Source organism: Janthinobacterium sp. PSRC1-1 (assembly GCF_049897525.1).
Taxonomy (GTDB): Bacteria; Pseudomonadota; Gammaproteobacteria; order Burkholderiales; family Burkholderiaceae_D; genus Janthinobacterium; species Janthinobacterium tructae.
Genome location: NZ_JAFCWK010000003.1, coordinates 241,222 through 258,203 on the forward strand (window position 1 = coordinate 241,222; position 16,982 = coordinate 258,203).

General features: G+C 63.7%; 21 protein-coding genes. 7 read left to right on the forward strand and 14 right to left on the reverse strand.

Annotated features, from left to right (window positions below; genetic code table 11):
- Nucleotides 1-65 precede the first annotated feature (65 nt).
- Complete coding sequence (locus ACP7DW_RS07650; protein ID WP_426054670.1) at nucleotides 66-1,145, forward strand: hypothetical protein; 1,080 nt, start codon at nucleotides 66-68, stop codon at nucleotides 1,143-1,145.
- Here ACP7DW_RS07650 and ACP7DW_RS07655 read toward each other — a convergent pair.
- Together ACP7DW_RS07655 and ACP7DW_RS07660 are read right to left on the reverse strand one after the other, a co-directional pair.
- Nucleotides 1,120-2,352 (reverse strand): D-amino acid dehydrogenase, encoded by a 1,233-nt coding sequence (locus ACP7DW_RS07655; protein ID WP_426054669.1) that lies wholly within the window; start codon nucleotides 2,350-2,352, stop codon nucleotides 1,120-1,122. The genes ACP7DW_RS07650 and ACP7DW_RS07655 overlap by 26 nt on opposite strands.
- Nucleotides 2,349-2,801, reverse strand: coding sequence for a winged helix-turn-helix transcriptional regulator (locus tag ACP7DW_RS07660; protein WP_426054668.1), 453 nt, complete (start codon nucleotides 2,799-2,801; stop codon nucleotides 2,349-2,351). The genes ACP7DW_RS07655 and ACP7DW_RS07660 overlap by 4 nt, the downstream gene beginning before the upstream one ends.
- 89 nt (nucleotides 2,802-2,890) lie before the next feature.
- Between ACP7DW_RS07660 and ACP7DW_RS07665 the strand changes: the two genes are divergently transcribed.
- A complete protein-coding gene (locus tag ACP7DW_RS07665) occupies nucleotides 2,891-4,084 on the forward strand; it encodes an MFS transporter (protein ID WP_426054667.1) in 1,194 nt (397 codons plus the stop codon).
- On the opposite strand, the gene ACP7DW_RS07670 is transcribed toward ACP7DW_RS07665, so the two are convergent.
- From ACP7DW_RS07670 to ACP7DW_RS07685, 4 genes are all read right to left on the reverse strand, one after another.
- Nucleotides 4,081-4,776 carry a Crp/Fnr family transcriptional regulator gene (locus tag ACP7DW_RS07670; protein WP_099760312.1) on the reverse strand — a complete coding sequence of 232 codons (696 nt, stop codon included), beginning with the start codon at nucleotides 4,774-4,776 and terminating at the stop codon, nucleotides 4,081-4,083. The genes ACP7DW_RS07665 and ACP7DW_RS07670 overlap by 4 nt on opposite strands.
- Before the next feature lie 279 nt (nucleotides 4,777-5,055).
- Nucleotides 5,056-5,703, reverse strand: a complete 648-nt coding sequence (locus tag ACP7DW_RS07675; protein ID WP_071079025.1) for a response regulator — start codon at nucleotides 5,701-5,703, stop codon at nucleotides 5,056-5,058.
- Nucleotides 5,704-5,741: 38 nt separating this feature from the next.
- Nucleotides 5,742-6,974, reverse strand: a complete 1,233-nt coding sequence (locus ACP7DW_RS07680) for a GAF domain-containing sensor histidine kinase (RefSeq protein ID WP_298410881.1) — start codon at nucleotides 6,972-6,974, stop codon at nucleotides 5,742-5,744.
- Between the two features lie 64 nt (nucleotides 6,975-7,038).
- The gene (locus ACP7DW_RS07685) at nucleotides 7,039-7,620 is read right to left on the reverse strand and encodes a DJ-1/PfpI family protein (RefSeq protein WP_426054666.1); all 582 of its coding nucleotides are present in this window, start codon (nucleotides 7,618-7,620) and stop codon (nucleotides 7,039-7,041) included.
- A 171-nt stretch (nucleotides 7,621-7,791) separates the two neighbouring features.
- Here ACP7DW_RS07685 and ACP7DW_RS07690 point away from each other — a divergent pair, with 171 nt between their 5' ends.
- Both ACP7DW_RS07690 and ACP7DW_RS07695 read left to right on the forward strand, forming a co-directional pair.
- Nucleotides 7,792-8,130 (forward strand): hypothetical protein, encoded by a 339-nt coding sequence (locus ACP7DW_RS07690; protein WP_426054665.1) that lies wholly within the window; start codon nucleotides 7,792-7,794, stop codon nucleotides 8,128-8,130.
- A 66-nt stretch (nucleotides 8,131-8,196) separates the two neighbouring features.
- Entirely contained in the window at nucleotides 8,197-8,496 is a 300-nt protein-coding gene (locus tag ACP7DW_RS07695; RefSeq protein ID WP_071079029.1) for an antibiotic biosynthesis monooxygenase family protein, read from the forward strand.
- Here ACP7DW_RS07695 and pncB read toward each other — a convergent pair.
- Nucleotides 8,493-9,695, reverse strand: coding sequence for a nicotinate phosphoribosyltransferase (gene pncB, locus ACP7DW_RS07700; RefSeq protein WP_298410872.1), 1,203 nt, complete (start codon nucleotides 9,693-9,695; stop codon nucleotides 8,493-8,495). The genes ACP7DW_RS07695 and pncB overlap by 4 nt on opposite strands.
- Nucleotides 9,696-9,772: 77 nt before the next feature.
- Nucleotides 9,773-10,636 (reverse strand): cysteine hydrolase, encoded by an 864-nt coding sequence (locus ACP7DW_RS07705; RefSeq protein WP_426054664.1) that lies wholly within the window; start codon nucleotides 10,634-10,636, stop codon nucleotides 9,773-9,775.
- Nucleotides 10,637-10,707: 71 nt separating this feature from the next.
- On the opposite strand from ACP7DW_RS07705, the gene ACP7DW_RS07710 reads away from it, so the two are divergent.
- Complete coding sequence (locus tag ACP7DW_RS07710) at nucleotides 10,708-10,947, forward strand: TIGR02450 family Trp-rich protein (protein WP_426054663.1); 240 nt, start codon at nucleotides 10,708-10,710, stop codon at nucleotides 10,945-10,947.
- Here ACP7DW_RS07710 and ACP7DW_RS07715 read toward each other — a convergent pair.
- Both ACP7DW_RS07715 and ACP7DW_RS07720 read right to left on the reverse strand, forming a co-directional pair.
- A complete protein-coding gene (locus tag ACP7DW_RS07715) occupies nucleotides 10,929-11,183 on the reverse strand; it encodes a hypothetical protein (protein WP_099760320.1) in 255 nt (84 codons plus the stop codon). The two genes, ACP7DW_RS07710 and ACP7DW_RS07715, sit on opposite strands and share 19 nt — an antisense overlap.
- Before the next feature lie 429 nt (nucleotides 11,184-11,612).
- Nucleotides 11,613-12,218, reverse strand: a complete 606-nt coding sequence (locus ACP7DW_RS07720; protein ID WP_426054661.1) for an FMN-dependent NADH-azoreductase — start codon at nucleotides 12,216-12,218, stop codon at nucleotides 11,613-11,615.
- A 134-nt stretch (nucleotides 12,219-12,352) separates the two neighbouring features.
- Between ACP7DW_RS07720 and ACP7DW_RS07725 the strand changes: the two genes are divergently transcribed.
- Together ACP7DW_RS07725 and ACP7DW_RS07730 are read left to right on the forward strand one after the other, a co-directional pair.
- Complete coding sequence (locus ACP7DW_RS07725; RefSeq protein WP_298410866.1) at nucleotides 12,353-13,267, forward strand: LysR family transcriptional regulator; 915 nt, start codon at nucleotides 12,353-12,355, stop codon at nucleotides 13,265-13,267.
- Between the two features lie 59 nt (nucleotides 13,268-13,326).
- Entirely contained in the window at nucleotides 13,327-13,554 is a 228-nt protein-coding gene (locus tag ACP7DW_RS07730) for a hypothetical protein (protein WP_141172049.1), read from the forward strand.
- Between the two features lie 3 nt (nucleotides 13,555-13,557).
- On the opposite strand, the gene ACP7DW_RS07735 is transcribed toward ACP7DW_RS07730, so the two are convergent.
- The 4 genes from ACP7DW_RS07735 to ACP7DW_RS07750 form a co-directional block, all read right to left on the reverse strand.
- Nucleotides 13,558-13,869, reverse strand: coding sequence for a MerR family transcriptional regulator (locus ACP7DW_RS07735; protein WP_071079037.1), 312 nt, complete (start codon nucleotides 13,867-13,869; stop codon nucleotides 13,558-13,560).
- Nucleotides 13,870-13,872: 3 nt separating this feature from the next.
- A complete protein-coding gene (locus ACP7DW_RS07740) occupies nucleotides 13,873-14,793 on the reverse strand; it encodes a DnaJ C-terminal domain-containing protein (protein WP_298410865.1) in 921 nt (306 codons plus the stop codon).
- Between the two features lie 131 nt (nucleotides 14,794-14,924).
- The gene (locus ACP7DW_RS07745; protein ID WP_426054660.1) at nucleotides 14,925-15,614 is read right to left on the reverse strand and encodes a beta/gamma crystallin-related protein; all 690 of its coding nucleotides are present in this window, start codon (nucleotides 15,612-15,614) and stop codon (nucleotides 14,925-14,927) included.
- Nucleotides 15,615-15,774: 160 nt separating this feature from the next.
- Nucleotides 15,775-16,755, reverse strand: coding sequence for a beta/gamma crystallin-related protein (locus ACP7DW_RS07750; RefSeq protein WP_426054659.1), 981 nt, complete (start codon nucleotides 16,753-16,755; stop codon nucleotides 15,775-15,777).
- Between the last annotated feature and the right edge of the window lie 227 nt (nucleotides 16,756-16,982).

Genomic DNA, 16,982 nt, shown 5'->3' on the forward strand with positions numbered 1-16,982 from the left:
TGGCGTACGGCATATCCAGGCGATGGCCATGTAGAATCGGCCATCGCCAATCACAGGAAAAACCGATGCGCCGCTTTCTGTTCGCTTGCATGACCCTGCCCGCCTTGCATATCGCCATGGCTGGCGATGCGCCCGTGCAAGGGGTGTGGCAGGGCACCTTGGGCAAGGCCAATATCGTCGCCTGCTTCAACCAGCCCAGCCCCACGCAAGGATCTGACCGCAGCGGCAATTACTACTACACGCGCTACAAGACGCCGATCATGCTGTCCATGCCGAACGGCAAGAGCGACTGGAGCGAATCCGATGCCAAGGGCGATACCACGGGCACGTGGAAACTCAATGCACCGCAGGGCGGCAAGCTCATCGGCACCTGGACGGAGCCAAAAAGCGGCAAGACCCTGCCCCTGGCCTTGACCCTGCTGGAAGCGGCGGGCGACCGCGAGCATCCGTCCTGCGCCAGCGACGCCTACAACCTGGCGCTGGAAGAGTTTCCCAGCCTGAAATCGAGCAAGCCGATCGCCTTCGAAGGCAAGCAATACCGCAACCTGCAAGTGGGCGACACCATCACCGTGGAACTGATCGCGCCCGGCGATGGTGTGGCGAAAATCAACACGCAACTGCGCGCCGTGCTGGCGAAGAACAAACAGGATCTGGCCGATTTCTATGCCACGCGCCGCGAATACCTGGGCCGCAACGGTTTCACGACGGAAGACGAAGTGTATGCGGAGCCCACCTACTGGTCGCCGCGCTGGGTGACGATCAAGTTTTACCGCTGGCCGGCCGGCTATGGCGCCAGCGGCATCTCCATCCGCTTCCGCACCTGGGACGTGAAAACGGGCCAGGAAACGGACGTGTGGAACTGGTTTGGCGCCAGCGCCAGCGATGGCGACGACAAGGCCGAATTGCCCGACCGCCTGCGCCAGGCCCTGTTCAAGGACGTGACAATCGACGCCGAGTGCAAGGGCACGGATTACGACGGCCGTGGCCGCTTCCACCTGTCGCTGAAACCCGACGGCGTGTCGTTCTGGGAAGATTCGAACGGCAGCGGCTGCGAAAACGATTTTTTACTGCCGTACAGCAAGGTCGGCCCCTTCCTCACCGTCAAGGGCCGCGCCGCGCTCAGCGACTTGTTGCCGAAGAACTAGCCACTACCACCTCGGCCACCATCTCCGCCGTCGCCGCCGCCAGGGTCCAGCCCAGGTGGCCGTGACCCGTGTTGTAGTACACGCCCGGCGCCTTGCCCGGCCCCACCTTCGGCAGCATGGCCGGCAGCATGGGGCGCAAGCCCGCCCACGGGATCACCTTGCGCGTATTGATGCCGGGAAAACATTGCTCCACCCAGCGCACCAGCGGGCGGATGCGGTCGGCACGGATATCGTAATTGATGCCATTGAATTCCGCCGTGCCCGCCACTCTTAACCGGTCTTCACCGAGGCGGCTGCTGACCAGCTTGGTGGCGTCGTCGAGCAGGCTGACCTTGGGCGCGGCAGCCTGGCTGGCGGCGTCATCGAGCTGCACGGTAATCGAATAGCCTTTCACGGGATACACATTCACGTGGTCGCCCAGCATTGCCGCCATGGCGCGGCTGGCCGTGCCCGCGCAGATGACGACGGCGTCGAACAGCACACTGTCCTCGCCCTCGCCGTCTCCCACGCTGACGCGCACCTTGCCGTGCTCGCGCGCCAGCGCCGTCACCTGCGTGCCAAAGCGGCACACCACGCCCAGGCGCACGCAGGCGTCGGCCAGGCCGCTGGTGAATTTATGGATGTCGCCCGTGGAATCGCTGTCCGTGTAATAGCCACCGTAAAAGTCGCCCTGCAAGGTCGGTTCGATGGCGCGCATTTCCAGCAAGCTCACGGCGCGCCGCTGCAAGCCGCCCTTGGCCAGCAGGCGCGAGACGCCGGCCGCCCGCTCGAAGCCGGCCTTGTCCCGATACACGTGCAGGATGCCGGCGCGGCGATGATCGAATGCGATGTTTTCCGCTTGCGCCCAGGCAAACAGGTGTGCGCGCGCGGCGATCGCCATGCGCGCCGTGGCGATGGTGTTGCGCTCATAGTCCGGCATGGCGGCGAGAAACTCGGCAAACCAGCTCAGCTTGTGCCAGCCGGGAGTCGGATTGAGCAGCAGCGGTGCATCGCGCCGCGCCATCCATTTCAGCGCGTTCCATAGCGTCGCCTTGTGGTTCCACACTTCCGCGTGCGAGGCCGACAATTGCCCGCCATTCGCATACGACGTTTCCATGGCCGCGTAGCGGTGGCGCTCGATCAGGGTGACATTGACGCCCCGTTTCGCCAGCGCGTAAGCGGTGGTGACGCCCGTGATGCCGGCGCCGAGCACGGCCACCCGCGTCATGGTGGCGACACCTTGTGCACGACGGTATCGCCCGCCTGCAGTACGCGGCCATCCTCGCCCAGCACGTCGATGCGGCGCACGGGCAAGCCAGAAGCGCGCTGCAGCAGGGTGGAGTGCGCCTCGCCTGGTTCAAACAATTGCGCCTCGCTCCACTGGCGCAAACCGACGACGACGGGGAACAGCGCCAGCCCCTTGGGCGTGAGCACATATTCCTGGTAGGCCGTGCCGTCCGAAGCGGGCGCAATGGTAAAAATGCCCTCTTCCACCAGCGTGTGCAGGCGATCGGCCAGGATGTTCTTCGCCACGCCCAGGCTTTTCTGGAATTCCCCGAACCGGCGCATGCCGTCGAAGGCGTCGCGCACGATCAAGAGCGTCCAGCGCTCGCCGATCACGTCGAGCGCGCGCGCCACGGGACAGGGGTCGGTTTTCAGGCTCTTGCGCTTGGCCACGGGTGTCTCCTTGATTGACTGGTTGCATTTTAAAACTTCCCGGCGTAGACTCCAACTGGTTTTAATTTGCAACCACATAGGAACACCCCATGCGCGACACCACTTCCGACCTCCCCCTGGCAACCCTTGCCCCCACCCTCGTCTGGCTGTTTGCCGCGGCGGCCGGCCTCAGCGTGGCCAATGTGTATTACGCCCAGCCTTTACTCGCCACCCTGGCGCGGGAATTCGGCATGACGGACGCCGCCAGCGGCATGGTCATCACGGCCACGCAGCTCGGCTGCGCGCTGGCCCTGCTGCTGCTCGTGCCGCTGGGCGACATGCTGAACCGGCGCCGTCTGACCCTGTTCCAGCTGGGCCTGCTGGCCGTCACGCTGGCGGCGCTGGGCTGCGCCCGTTCCACGGCCGCCTTGCTGGGTGGCATGCTGCTGGTGGGCTTGCTGGGCACGGCCATGACGCAGGGCTTGATCGCGTATGCGGCCAGCGCGGCGGCCAGCCACGAGCGGGGAAGAGTCGTCGGCATGGCGCAGGGGGGCGTGGTGATCGGCTTGCTGCTGGCGCGCACCCTGTCCGGCGTGGTGGCCGATCTGGCCGACTGGCGCGCCGTGTATTTCGTCTCGGCGGCCATCGCCTGCGCCCTGCTGTTGCTGCTGTGGCGCAAGTTGCCGCCGCCCAAGCCACAAGGCCAGAAGCTGGCGTATGGCGCGCTGCTCGCCTCGATGCTGGACATGCTGCGGCACAACAAGGTGCTGCGCGTGCGCGGCATGCTGGCCCTGCTGATGTTTGCCGTCTTCAATATTTTCTGGAGCGCCCTGGTGCTGCCACTGACTGAGCAAGGCTATACGCACACGGCCATCGGCGCCTTCGGCCTGGTGGGCGTGATCGGTGCGCTGGGCGCGGCGCGTGCGGGAGCACTGGCCGACAAGGGCCGCGCGCAGTGGACGACGGGCGCGGCGCTGCTGCTGTTGCTGGCCGCGTGGCTGCCGCTCGGCTTTGCGGGCGTGGCCCTGTGGCCCCTGGTCATCGGCATCATCGCGCTGGATCTGGCGGGCCAGGCCATCCACGTGACGAACCAGAGCCTGATTTTCCAGGACGATAGCGACGCGCACAGCCGCCTGGTGGCGTGCTACATGCTGTTTTATGCGGTGGGAAGCGGTGTGGGAGCGATTGCCGCCACCAGCGCGTATGCGCTGGCGGGCTGGCATGCGGTATGCGCGCTGGGCGCGGCGGTCAGCTTGCTCGCCCTGCTGTTCTGGCGGCTGACCTTGCCTGCTGAAAAAACTTAGTTCAAGAGCGCCGTGGCGGAGCCGTGACGATACGTCTTTAAAGCATCGGGCTGGATCTGGATCAGCGAACCGCTGACTTTGATCAGGTGCAAATCCGTCAACTGGTGCAGCACGCGCGACAAGGTGGCGGGCGCCAGGTTCAGGAACGATGCCAGCAGACTCTTCTTCAGGTCCAGCTTGACCTCGTTCGAACGCTGCTGGTCCGATGCCTGCAGCAGGTACTCGACCACGCGCTGGGTGGCGTTTTGCACGGAGCAGCGTTCCACGTTGCGGATGAAACCCATCAGGTGGTGCGACAGGCTGTTCATCATCTGGCGTGCGATACGCGGCGACTGGTCCAGCAGGCGCAGCAGCGCGTGCGGCGGGATGCGCAGCAGCAAGCAGTGCTCGAGCGCTTCGGCGCAGAACGGGTACGGTTCATCGAGGAAAATCATGGCTTCGCCGAAGCTCTGGCCTGGACGGATCAGTTCCAGTACCTTGTCGGTACCTTCCATGGAAAACACGCTCAGCTTGACGAGGCCGAAGACCACCACATAGGCGCCTTCAGGCACTTCGCCCTTGCGGAACAGCACTTTGCCTTTTTCCACTTCGACGCGCACGACATCCTGGCGCAATTGCTCTAATTGCGAAGGGGAAATATGGCGGAACAGAGCCTGGCTCGATAGCAAGCCATCGACGTTGACCTTATGCATGACACTCTCTTATTAGATTAGCGAATGACTAAGAGTGTAATGCGCAGGCATCGTCAAGGCCATACGTCAAAGGAACTAGGGTTGTCTAGGCCGGAACGCCATGCAGATCAAACAATCGCGCATTTTTTGCCGTTTATTTGCGCATTTTTTGATTTTTAGAGTGCCTGGCAGAACCGTAGCGAGCGGCAGCGAGTTGCGACAGAGAAGCGGAACTGTGCTTGAGCACAGTGAGCATCGGAGGTCGCAAATCGCGACGCGCAGTAGGTTATGCAGGTACTCTTATTTACCCAGTTCGCGCTCGACCGCATAGACGGCGATCTGCACGCGGCTGCTGAGCTTAAGCTTTTTGAGGATGTTTTGCACGTGGATTTTCACCGTGCTTTCGGCCACGTCCAGCTGGCGTGCGATTTCCTTGTTGCTCAGCCCTTGCGCCAGGCAGGCCATGGCTTCGCGTTCGCGCGGCGTCAATTTGTCGTAGTCGGCCTGGGGCGCGTTCTGCCCCGCGCGGAACTGCGACACCAGCTTGGCCGTCATGGCGTCGGCAATCACGGACTCGCCGGCGGCGGCGCGGCAGATGGCCTGGCCCAGCTGCTCGGCCTCGATATTTTTCAGCAAGTAGCCGCGTGCGCCCGCGCGCAGGGCCGCGCCCAGGTCGGCCGCGTTTTCGGACACGGTCAGCATCAGCACCACCATCTGCGGCATGTCCTGCAGAATCAGCTGCAGCGCCTCGACGCCCGTTACGCCGGGCATGTTCAAGTCCATCAGCACCACGTCGGGCAGCAGCTCGGCCGTCAGGCGCACGCCGTCGAGTCCGTTCGATGCCTCGCCCACCACCTGGAATAGAGGATTGCGCTGCAGCAGCAGCTTGACGCCGCTGCGCAGCAAGGTGTGGTCGTCGACCAGCAGGATTTTGATTGGAGCGTTCACGTATTTGTATCTTTTACCTGGTAAGAATGAATCTTCTGTTACGCGGCCTGGCGCCGGGCTGCCGGCAAGGCCAGCGAGATCGTCGTGCCGCCGCCGGGCGTGCTGTCGATGGCAAATTGCGCACCGAGCCGCTCGGCTCTTTCCTGCATGATACGCAAACCGATCTGCAATTCCGTTTTCTTGTCGCGCAGGTTGGCGGCGAAGCCTTCGCCATCGTCGCGCACCTGCAGCGCAAAATCGCGCCCGTTGACCACGCGCAGGGCCACGTTGCTCGCCTGCGCGTGCTTGCGGATATTCGACAGTGCTTCCTGCACGATGAACAGGATCTGCAACTGCTGCTCCGGCGCCAGCGGCGCGCCATTGCCGCTCATGTCCAGGGTGCCGGCGACGCCCGTCTGCAGCTCGAACTTGGCCAGCACTTCGGACAGTTTGCTTTCCAGGTCGCTGCCATGCCAGCGCGTGCGGAAATTGACCAGCAATTCGCGCACGTCCTGGTAGCTTTGTTCGACACCCATGCGCATCAGCGGCAGCACTTCGGCCGCTTCGTCGAGCTGGCCCCGGCGCACGGAATCGTCGAGCATCTGGACTTGCAGGCTGATGAAGTTGAGGCTTTGCGCGATGCTGTCATGCAAGCCTTCGGCCAGCAGGCTGCGCTCGCGCGCCACGGCAAACTCCTTCTCGCGCGCGATCAGGCGCTGGTTTTCAATGGCGATGCCCAGGCTCTGGCCCAGCGTTTCCAGCCAGCCCTGCTGCTGCGCATGCACCGCTTGCGGGCCCGCGAAGTGCAGCGAAAAACTGCCCACCACCTGGTCGCGCGCGAGGATGGGAAAGACGGCGATGGCAACAAAACCTTCGTCCTGGCAGCGGAAGCGCTGCAGCGCTTCGACCTGGCGGAAATCGCGGATCTGGATCACGCCCTGCGCCACGGCCGCGCCGCACAGGCAATCGTTATTGCGGATGCAGTGTTCCTCTTCCACCATGGCGTCCGAAATGCCCTCGTGCACGATGATGTGCACGGTATCGTGCTGCGGATCGAGGATGCGCACGGTACCGCCTTCGGCTTGCGCGAACTGCATCACATGGTGCAGGAAGCCACGGCATAGCGCATCGATGGCGTGCTGTCCCGCCAGCAGGGTGGAAATCTCATGCAGGGTGGCCAGCTGGCGCTCCTGCGCCGCGCTCAGGCCCGATGTGGCTTGCGCCAGGCGGCGCTGGCGCCAGCGCGACGCTGGAAGTTGTTTGCGGGAAGGTTGACTGCGCGGCGCATGCATGAAGAACTCGAATCTGAAAAGTGGGGCGCCCGGCAAGCGCTGCGGCCTGCCGAGCTGGTGAAGGTTACAAATGAATCTGGGTACCGAGCAGCTTGACGAACTGCGCCAGCCAGGCCGGATGCGCGGGCCAGGCGGGGGCCGTGACGAACTGGCCATCGGTGACGGCGTCCGTGACGGCGATGTCGGCATACGTGCCGCCCGCCAGTTTGACTTCCGGCGCGCAGGCCGGATAGGCGGAAATGCGCTTGCCACGGATGACATCGGCGGCGGCCAGCAATTGCGCGCCATGGCAGACGGCGGCGACAGGCTTGCCCGCATCGGCAAAATGGCGCACGGCGGCGATGACTTTCTCGTTCAGGCGCAGGTATTCGGGCGCGCGGCCGCCGGCGATCATCAGCGCGTCATAGTCGGCCGGATCGATCTCGTCGAAGCTGGCGTTCAGGGTGAACAAATGGCCCGGCTTTTCCGTGTAGGTCTGGTCGCCCTCGAAATCGTGGATGGCCGTCTTGATCGTCTCGCCGCTTTTCTTGCCGGGACACACGGCATGCACGGTATGACCGAGCATCAGCAGGGCCTGGAATGGCACCATCGTTTCATAATCTTCCGCAAAATCGCCGGTCAAAAACAGAATTTTCTTCGCTGCCATTTAGTTCTCCTATGAAAGATTGATCGCGCAAGGCGTATCTTAGCGCGACTTGGCGGCCATACTGGATATTTATCAAATTTTCACGCCTTGATCGAGGATTTTACAGGCTGAGACAGAATTTCTTGCAGGCTCGCAGGTCAAATTCGGATACCCCTCCCTGAAAGCCTGGCCATGAACACCTCCACCAGCCCCCTTGCCAACCCTCTTGTCGCTGCGGCCCTGATCCGTATCTTCGACCATTTCAGCGATGCGCAGCAGGCCCGCAGCGCCCTGCTCGACGCTGGCTTCGCCGCGCACGCCGTGCAGCTCGACACGGTCGACGACGAAGCCGTGCCCGTACAGGGCAAGGCGGCGTGGCGCGGCATGTTCCGCCTCGTCGTGGCCATCGGCACGCCACAGGAGCGCGAGCGGGCGCACGCCATCGTGCAGGCCTGCAACGGCTGCGATATCGAACAGCGCACGGTCAGGCGTGCAGACACCGGTGCAGGCAAACACGCGCAGGCGGGCTGACACCCTCCCCCGCGCGGCCAAACTATGGCAAGATCGAGCTTCCTTCATTCCACAGTGGAACTTGCCATGATTTATGAAATTGCCCACATCCAGATCAAATCGGCCACGCATGACGCCTTCGAAGCGGCCGTCGCCAAAGCCGTGCCCCTGTTCCAGCGCGCGCGTGGCTGCGAATCGATGCGCCTGGAGCGCTCGATCGAAAATGGCGATGCCTACCGCCTGGTGGTCGGCTGGAGCACCCTGGAAGACCACACCGTGCATTTCCGCGGCAGCGACGACTTCCAGGCATGGCGTGGCCTGGTGGGCGAATTCTTTGCCGCCCCGCCCCAGGTCGAGCACATGAACACGGTGCTGACGGGGTTTTAGTCAGGCACCTGCACTGCAGGGTGGTGAAACACCTGGCGCAAATACGCGAGGAAGGTTTCATCCTTGCACAGCGTCTTGCCCGGCGAATCCGACAGTTTCGCCACCGACTGGCCATTGCAGCGCACCAGTTTCATGACGATGTTGAGCGGCGTCAAACCCACGTCGTTGGTGAGATTGGTGCCGATGCCGAAACCCGTCATGATGCGGTCGGCGAAATGCCGGTACAGGGCGAACGCCTTGTCCAGGTCCAGGCCGTCGGAAAACACGAGGCGCTTGGTATTGGCGTCGATGCGCAGGGCCGCGTAATGGGCCAGCGCCTTTTCGCCCCATTCGACGGGGTCGCCCGAATCGTGGCGCAAGCCGTCGAACAGCTTGGCAAAATACAGGTCGAAGTCGGCCAGGAAGGCATCCATGCCCACGACGTCCGTCAGGGCGATGCCCAGGTCGCCGCGGTATTCCTGCACCCAGTCTTCCAGTGCCGCCTTTTGAAAGTCGCGCAGGCGCACGCCGAAGGACTGGAATGACTGCATGTATTCATGCGCCATGGTGCCGATCGGCACGATACCGAGCTTTTTCGCCAGGTACACATTCGACGTGCCCTTGAAATATTCGGGTACTTCCTGCGCCAGGCGCTGCACCACCTCGTCGTGCCAGGCGCCGGAAAAGCGCCGGCGCACACCGAAGTCGGAAAATTCAAACGGGTGTTTACGCCGCGGCAGCTTGCCGAATTCCTTGACGGCCGCCACTTTCAAGCCCAGGCGGTGGCGCCCTTCGCGCATGGCCGCATCGAGGTCAAAGCGGCGGAAATACAGTTCGTTGATGATGTACAGCACGAAAATCTCGAAGCCCATCACGTGCACCTGCGGCCCGGCCGCGTGCACCAGCAGGGTGTCGCCATCGGTGCTGACGTCGATGAACTTGCGCTGGAAGCGGAACACCGTCAAAAAGTCGACGAAATCGCTCTTCATGAAGCGCAGGGTGCGCAGATAGGCCAGTTCGTCGTCGGCAAACGACATTGAGCACAGATGGTCGAGCTGTTCTTCCAGCTCGCCCTTCAGCTCGGCCAGGGGAAAGGCGGTGGCGTTGCGGCAGACAAATTCGTATTCGGTATGGGTATTCGGATGACCGTGCAGCAATGCTTGCCACATTGTAAATTTATACAGATCGGTTTCCAGCAAACTGCGCACTATCGGGGTCATGTGTGTTTTCTCCAACTTCCTGAAGCCAGAATAGTACGCCACTGCCAGCATTTCAGCAGGGCACGCTCGACAATGGCTCAGGCCAGCGCATTGGCCAGCAATTCCGGCAAGACCTCGGCGGACGTGGCCAGCCGCGCGCCGCGCTCGCGCATGGCGGCCAGGAAGTCGCGCTGCTGCGCTGCGAAACCCGTGACGGGGCTCATGCAGTCCGTCAGCAAGACCAGCCGTGCCAGCGCCGGTTTCCCCTGCTGCGCTTCCAGGTAATCGGCGATATGCTCGGTGCTGGCTTTCACGCAGTGGCTGCCCGCTTCGCCGCAGAGGTAGAGTTGCTGCGCCGGCAGCAAGGTGTCGAGGAAGGCACGATTGAGCTGGGTGGCCGCATCCTGCGCGTCGGGCACTTCCGCCATGACGGCCGAGTAATGCTCGGTCCATGGATTCGAACCCTTGCTCAGCTTGGCCACCACTTGCAAGTTGGCCACTTCCCAGGCGTTGTAGGCGGCGCGCACGGCCGCGTGGATATTCTGGCCCCAGCTGCCGATCTCGCAATGCACGGGCCACACCATCAATTGATAGCGCCCCGCTTGCTGCAAGGCATCGAGGTAGGCCAGCACACGCGGCAAGGCTCCGCTGGCGGCGGGCAGAAACAGGCGGTCACGCACCTGCTGCGCGCTGATCTGCGTAAACGGCGCGACGGGGCCGCCATCGCCCGTGCGCCAGAAGGCGGGATGGGCGATGTCGTAGCGGTGGTGGGCGTCGAGGGTCACGCTGATCTGCGTCAGCCCGCCGCCCCCTTCGCGGATCAGCTGCGCCACGCGCAGCATGTCGGCGTGGGCGCCGGGCACGGGCAGGGCCGGCGCCGCATCCTGCGGCAGCCAGGCGGGAGATAAATCGCAAAAATCGTTTTGCGGGTCGATGACGAGCAGGTGCAGCTGGCGTTTCATGGCGGTCCTCGTGCGTGGCGGGTATTGCATGATAATGGCAACATCACCATCACGCCAATCCGGGAGCCGCCATGAACCTTCTCAAGCGCAATAACTTGCGTCCGAACAAATTACTCAACAGCAAATGGACGGCCGTCACGCCAGCCAACAAGGAAAAACACTTCCTCGTCATCAAGCTGTGCGCAGCTGCCACGCCCGATGCGCCCGTCACGCACGTGGAACTGGAGGCCGTGCATTCCGGCCGCGTGCAGATTCTGCCCTGGCGCGCGCTGCAGGATGCGGCGCAATGGCATCAGGGGTGGAAGACATAGCGGCGCCGGCGCCGCTCGACCAGCTTGACGGCCACCTCGCCCGCTTCCGCCATGGCGTCCGCTTCCGTGGTAAACGGGTGGTCGGCCGACACCCGGCGCTTGCGCAGCAGATTCACCCGGTGCATGGGGTTGGACGAGGGGGCATAGATGGCGACGTACGCGCCCCATAGTTTGCAGCCCCGCAAGCGCTCTGCCGTGTAATTTACTTCATAAAAATCAACATACTTTATCGGCACGATGTGCGCTCCAAAAATGACATGGCCGGACAGCTTGTCTCTACGGACTGACGCGGTGAGGGTAAAACCTTGCGCTCGCGATTGCTCAGGCTACTCAATTCAGCTCTCTTTTTATCACGCGGCACAGGAGAAAAGGATGAATGACTACATCATCTGCATGCATGACGACACGCAAGTATCTGCTTGCAACGGCCAGGCCGGTGCAGGCACACTTGTCGGGCTATCTACTTGTGCAAGCTGAAAGTATAGACGATGCGAAAAAATTATTGCAGGGCAACCCTGTACCGAACGCGGGGGGCATGCTGGAGTACGCTGTGATTAGCGCTGGATGAAGTTGTCATGGAGAACCGCTCGCCAGGCTGACACGGGGCGTGCCGCCGGCAAGCTGATGTCAACCATGGCAGAGTGGCACCGCTCTGAAGGCCTGGTTCAGGCTGCCAGTGCTTCGATCGAAGCGCGGCCCTTGGCGATCGCGCTGGCGACGGCATCCTCGCCCATGGCCACGCCTTCGGCCTGCACGAACTCGATGTCGGTGATGCCGATGAAGCCCAGCGCCGTGCGCAGATAGGTGCTCAGGTAGTCATACGCGGCGCCCGGGCCTGCGCTGTAGACGCCGCCGCTGGCCGTGAAAATAACCGCTTTCTTGCCCGTGGCCAGGCCGACGGGTCCCGTCGCCGTGTACTGGAAAGTGCGGCCCGCGCGCGCCACGTGGTCGATCCACGCCTTCAGGGTCGAGGGCACGGAAAAATTGTACATGGGCGCGGCCAGCACCAGCACGTCGGCGGCCAGCAATTCGTCGACCAGGGTATCGGACAGCTGCACGGCGGCGGCCGCTTGCGCGCTGCGCTGCTCTGCCGGCGTGAAGAAGGCGCCCATCACCTCCTCCGTCAGGTGCGGCACGGGTTGCGCGGCCAGGTCGCGCTCGACCACGCTGGCGCCTTGCGCGGCCAGTTTCGCCACGAATTCGCCGGACAATTGGCGCGACAGGGAACCGCTGTTGCGCACGCTGCTATTGATGTACAAAACCTTGCTCATGAATTGCTCCTGTGGAAATGGATGAGGGGATGGGCCACGTCGCAGCCCTTGCACACAGCATAGTTCGGGTCTACCATCGATGAAACCGTATAAATATCAATGGTTAGCATCGAATTTTTAGATAGGGAGTTTCCATGAGAGAACCGGGCCAGCCTTCGCTCGACCAGTTGCGCGTGTTTGTCGCCGTCATCGACGCGGGCGGCTTCGCCCATGCGGCGCGCCAGTTGCACCGCACGCAGTCGGTGATCAGCTACACCATCGCCAACCTGGAAGAACAACTGAATGTGGTGCTGCTCGACCGCGGCAAGCGCAAGCCCACCCTGACGGACGCGGGCAAGGCCCTGCTGGCCGATGCGCGCGCCGTGGCCCTGAAGGTCGATGGCATGCGCGCGCGCGCCAAGGCGCTGGCCGGCGGGCTGGAGGCGGAAGTGTCGGTGGTGGTCGACGTGATGTTCCCCACCTGCGTGCTGGTGCGCGTTCTGGAAGCGTTCCAGGCGCAGTTCCCCACCGTCGCCCTGCGCCTGCGCATCGAAGCCATGGGCGCCGTGGCGCAGCTGGTGATGGATGGCAGCTGCCACCTCGGCCTCGGTGGCTGGATGACGGCCACGGCCAGCGTCTTCGAGCGCCTGGCCGTCGGTCACGTGCGCCTGATTCCCGTGGCCGCGCCCAGCCACGCGCTGGCGCAGCTGGCAGGCCCGATCGCCTCCATCGTGGCGCGCGAACACGTGCAGCTGGTGCTCAGCGACCGCAGCGACCTGACGCAGGGCCAGGATTTCGGCGTGCTGGGATTGCGCAACTGGCGCCTGGGCGACCTCGGTTCCAAGCACGCCTTGCTGCGCGCGGGCCTGGGCTGGGGCAACATGCCCGAAGCGATGGTGCGCGAAGATTTGACGCAGGGACGGCTGGTGCACCTGCCGCTGGCCGTCGACAAGGGCGAGAATTATCCGATTTACCTGATCCAGCGCGCCGACACGCCGCCCGGCCAGGCGGGCAAGTGGCTCACCGAGCGCTTTGCGGAGCAGTTGCCGCTGCTGGAACAAGTCTTTTAGATGCGCGCGCGGGCGGGTATCATGCGCCCACACATTGATCAGTATCAAAAGGAACCACCATGGCCGGCATCGACGACTTCGTCAACAAACAAAAACCTGGCGCGCGCTTCGTCATCACGGCGCAGATGCTGCGCATGACGCCGCAGCAGTTCGACTCGCTGGCGCTGGAATGGATGGAAGACGGCGGCCCCGGCTTCGACGTGGCCGGCATACCGCACCGGGTGGTCATCGACGGGCAGTTTTATATCGGCAGGATCACCGTGCAGCGGCACGGCGACCCGGCCTGAGGGTTACTCGACGCCCAGCACGTGCAGGCGGCGGCGCAGGCGCGCCACTTCTTCCGACAGATCGACCACCAGCGCGGCCAGTTCGGCGTTCGCATCGAACACGGATTCGATTTCGTGCAGGCGGCGCGCGCGCACCAGATCCAGGCTGGTGAAGCGCCAGGCCGTCAGTTGCCCCGCCGGCGGGCCATTTTGCAGCAGCACGCCCGTCTGCACATGCCGCACCACCCAGTCCGGCTCCACGGCGCAGGCGCGCGCCAGTTCCTCCAGGCTCAGGGCACGATCTTCGAGCAGTTCGCCAATTACCTTGTTTGTCATGATTTACCCTCCCAGCTTCTGGCGCGGATTGAAAGCCATCTCGCGCGCCATGGTTGCATACAATTCGCGCGCCTTGTCATCGTTCGCCGGCGGCAGCACCACTTCCAGCAGCAGATACAGGTCGCCCGGCTGGGCGGCGGGAATGCCGCGCCCCTTCAGGCGCAGCTTGCGCCCCGTCTGCGAATTGGGCGGCACCGTGACGGCCACCGTGCCCGATGGCGTGGGCACGGCGATGTCGCCGCCCAGCGCCGCTTCCCATGGCGTCACGGGCACCGTCTCGAACACGTCGCGCCCTTCCACCTTGTAGCGCGCATCGGGCTGGAAGCGGATTTCCAGATACAGGTCGCCGGCGGGCGCGCCGCCGCTGCCGGGATTACCCTGCCCCTTCATGCGCAGCTGCTGGCCCTCCGTGACGCCTTTCGGTATCGTCACTTCGAGCGTGCGCTCGCGCGTCACCACGTGGCCTTGCGCATCCGCTTCGGGCACGCGCATGACGATGTGGCGCTTGGCGCCATGGTAGCTGTCGTGCAAATCGATGGTGATGGCGGCGTGGCTGTCTTCACCCTGCATCTGGAAACTGCCGCCGGCGCGGCGGCGCCCGCCCACGTGGGCAAACAGGTCGGCAAAGAAGTCGCTGTCGTCGGCGCCCGACGATTCGTAACCCGAACCCCAGTCCGGCGGCGGCCGGAAGGGCTGGCCCTGCGCCCCCTGGTTGCGGCCCAGTTCATCGTAGGCGGCGCGCTTTTCCGCGTCGCCCAGCACGCCATAGGCCTCATTCAGGGCCTTGGTGCGCTTGTCCGCGTCCGGTTCCTTGCTCACGTCGGGATGGTATTTGCGTACCAGCTTGCGGTACGCCTTCTTGATCTCGGCCTCGGTCGCCGTCTTTTCGACGCCAAGCTCCTTGTAGTAGTCCTTGTATTCCACCGCGTTTGCTCCCCATGGTTGAACTGCCTATGGGAAGAGTACACGAATTGACTGTGACATAGCGTGCGCACAATACAACAGCGCCCGCGAAACATGGGGCACGCGGGCGCTGGAAGGGAAGGCCGAAACGCCTAGCGCACGCGGCGCAGCGAGGAAATGCGGCGGTCGAGACCACCGTGCAGGCGGCCGTAGCTGCCTGGCCCCATCACCACGCAGCGACCACGGAAGTTGGCATCGACGCAGAACTCCCAGCGGCCGTAATTGACGACGATCGATTCGGCGCGGTCGTTGAAGCCATAGCGGCTCAAGTCGCGCACTTCTCGGTCCAGGCGCACGGGCCGGCCGCGCATGCCGGCGTCAGGAAACATCAGCACGGCGCCATTCATGTCGGGACGGTGGCCGCCGCCATGGCCTGGATAACCGGGATGAGGACGCTCCGGCTCCGGACGCGGAGGACGCGGCGGGTAAGGACGGTGATCGGGGCGGTGGCCGCCGCCATGGCCGGGGCGCCCCGCTTCGCGCACGGAGGAAATGGCGTCGTTCATGCCCGGCATGCTGTCGTAGCGCCCCGGCCCGAAGGTCCGGCAGCTGCCCCGGTAGTTGGCGTCCTTGCACACTTCCCAGGTGCCCGAGCGCACGATGACGCTGGACGTCTTGTCGTTAAAGCCCATGCGCGACAAATCGCCCGCGTCGGAACGCAGGGTGACCTGGCGGCCGCGGAAACCGGCGTCCTCGAACAAGGTAATTTCGCCCGCGGATGCGGCAAGGGGGGCGAGGAAGGTGGCCGCGCACAGCAGCGCGGGCCGGAAAGATCGAACCATGACAACTCCAATACTGATTACATTTTCGCCAGTGTAGTCCAGGCGGCAGGCGGCGAGTGTAACAAAGGGCAAGCAAATGTCAGCGCACGGCAGCGAATGTAAAAACCGCCCGGCGGGAGCAACCCGGCAGGCGGCCTGTCAGCATGTGTACTGGAGAGAATCAGCGCACGCGGCGCAGCGAGGAAATCTGGTTTTCCATGTTGTTCAGGCGACCGTATTCGCCCGGCCCGATCACTTCGCAGCGGCCACGGAAGTTCGAATCGCTGCACACTTCCCACTGGCCCTCGTTGACGACGATGGACGAGGCCCGGTCATTGAAGTTGTAGCGCACCAGGTCTTCCGCATTGCGGTCCAGTGCCAGCGGTTCGCCGCGCATGCCCGCCTCGGGGAACAGCAGGACGGCGCCGCGCTGCTGGTACTGCGGCTGCTGATACTGCTGCTCGTATTGCGGCCGCTGGTACTGTTGATCGTACTGCTGCTGGCGACGCGCTTCGCGCTCGTCGACCATGCGCGCCGACGAGACGCGCCCATCGAGGCCACGCCCCAGGTCATCGTGGCGGCCGGGGCCGAAAATGCGGCAGGTGCCCTGGTAGTTCGAATCGCTGCACAGCTGCCAGTAGCCGTTATGGATGACGATGCTGGTGGTGCGGTCATTGAAACCGATGCCGACGAAATCGTCCGTATCGCGGTTCAGGCGCGCCGAGCCGCCATTCTGTCCGGCGCCCGAATACACTTCCAGCGTGCCGCCACGGCCATAGCCGCCATTGCCACGGTCTGGATCGCGTCCCGGACGCCCCGGATTGTAGCCATCGCCGCGGCCCGATTCGCGCACCGATGTGATGGCGTCGTTCATGCCCGGCAAGGAGCGGTATTCGCCCGGCCCCAGGGTCTTGCAATTGCCGCGAAAACCGGAGTCCGTGCACACATCCCACGTACCCGAACGTACCATGATGCTCGACGCCTTGTCGTTGAAGCCCATGCGCGACAAATCATCCGTCGTCTCGCGCAGGGTCACGGCGCGGCCACGGAAATTGTCGTCCTCGAACAGGGTGATCTCGCCCGCATGGGCGCCGGCGTGGGCCGCCAGCGACAGCAGCAAGGTTGCGGCGCATGCCGCAGCATGTTTGAAAGGGCCCGTCATGATTAACTCCATTCTTCATTCTTCGGTGATGATTTGCCTGGCTGTTGCGCCAGGATGCTAGTGTAACAAATACAAGGCCAGGGACAAAACCCGATCACACGCTCAGTACAGGCGGCGCAGCGAGGTTCAGCACTTCATACTTGCCCGGCCCCATGCGCTCGCAGGTGCCGTTGAACTGCGAGTCCGTGCATACTTCCCAGGTGCCTTCGTTGATGGCGACATGACAA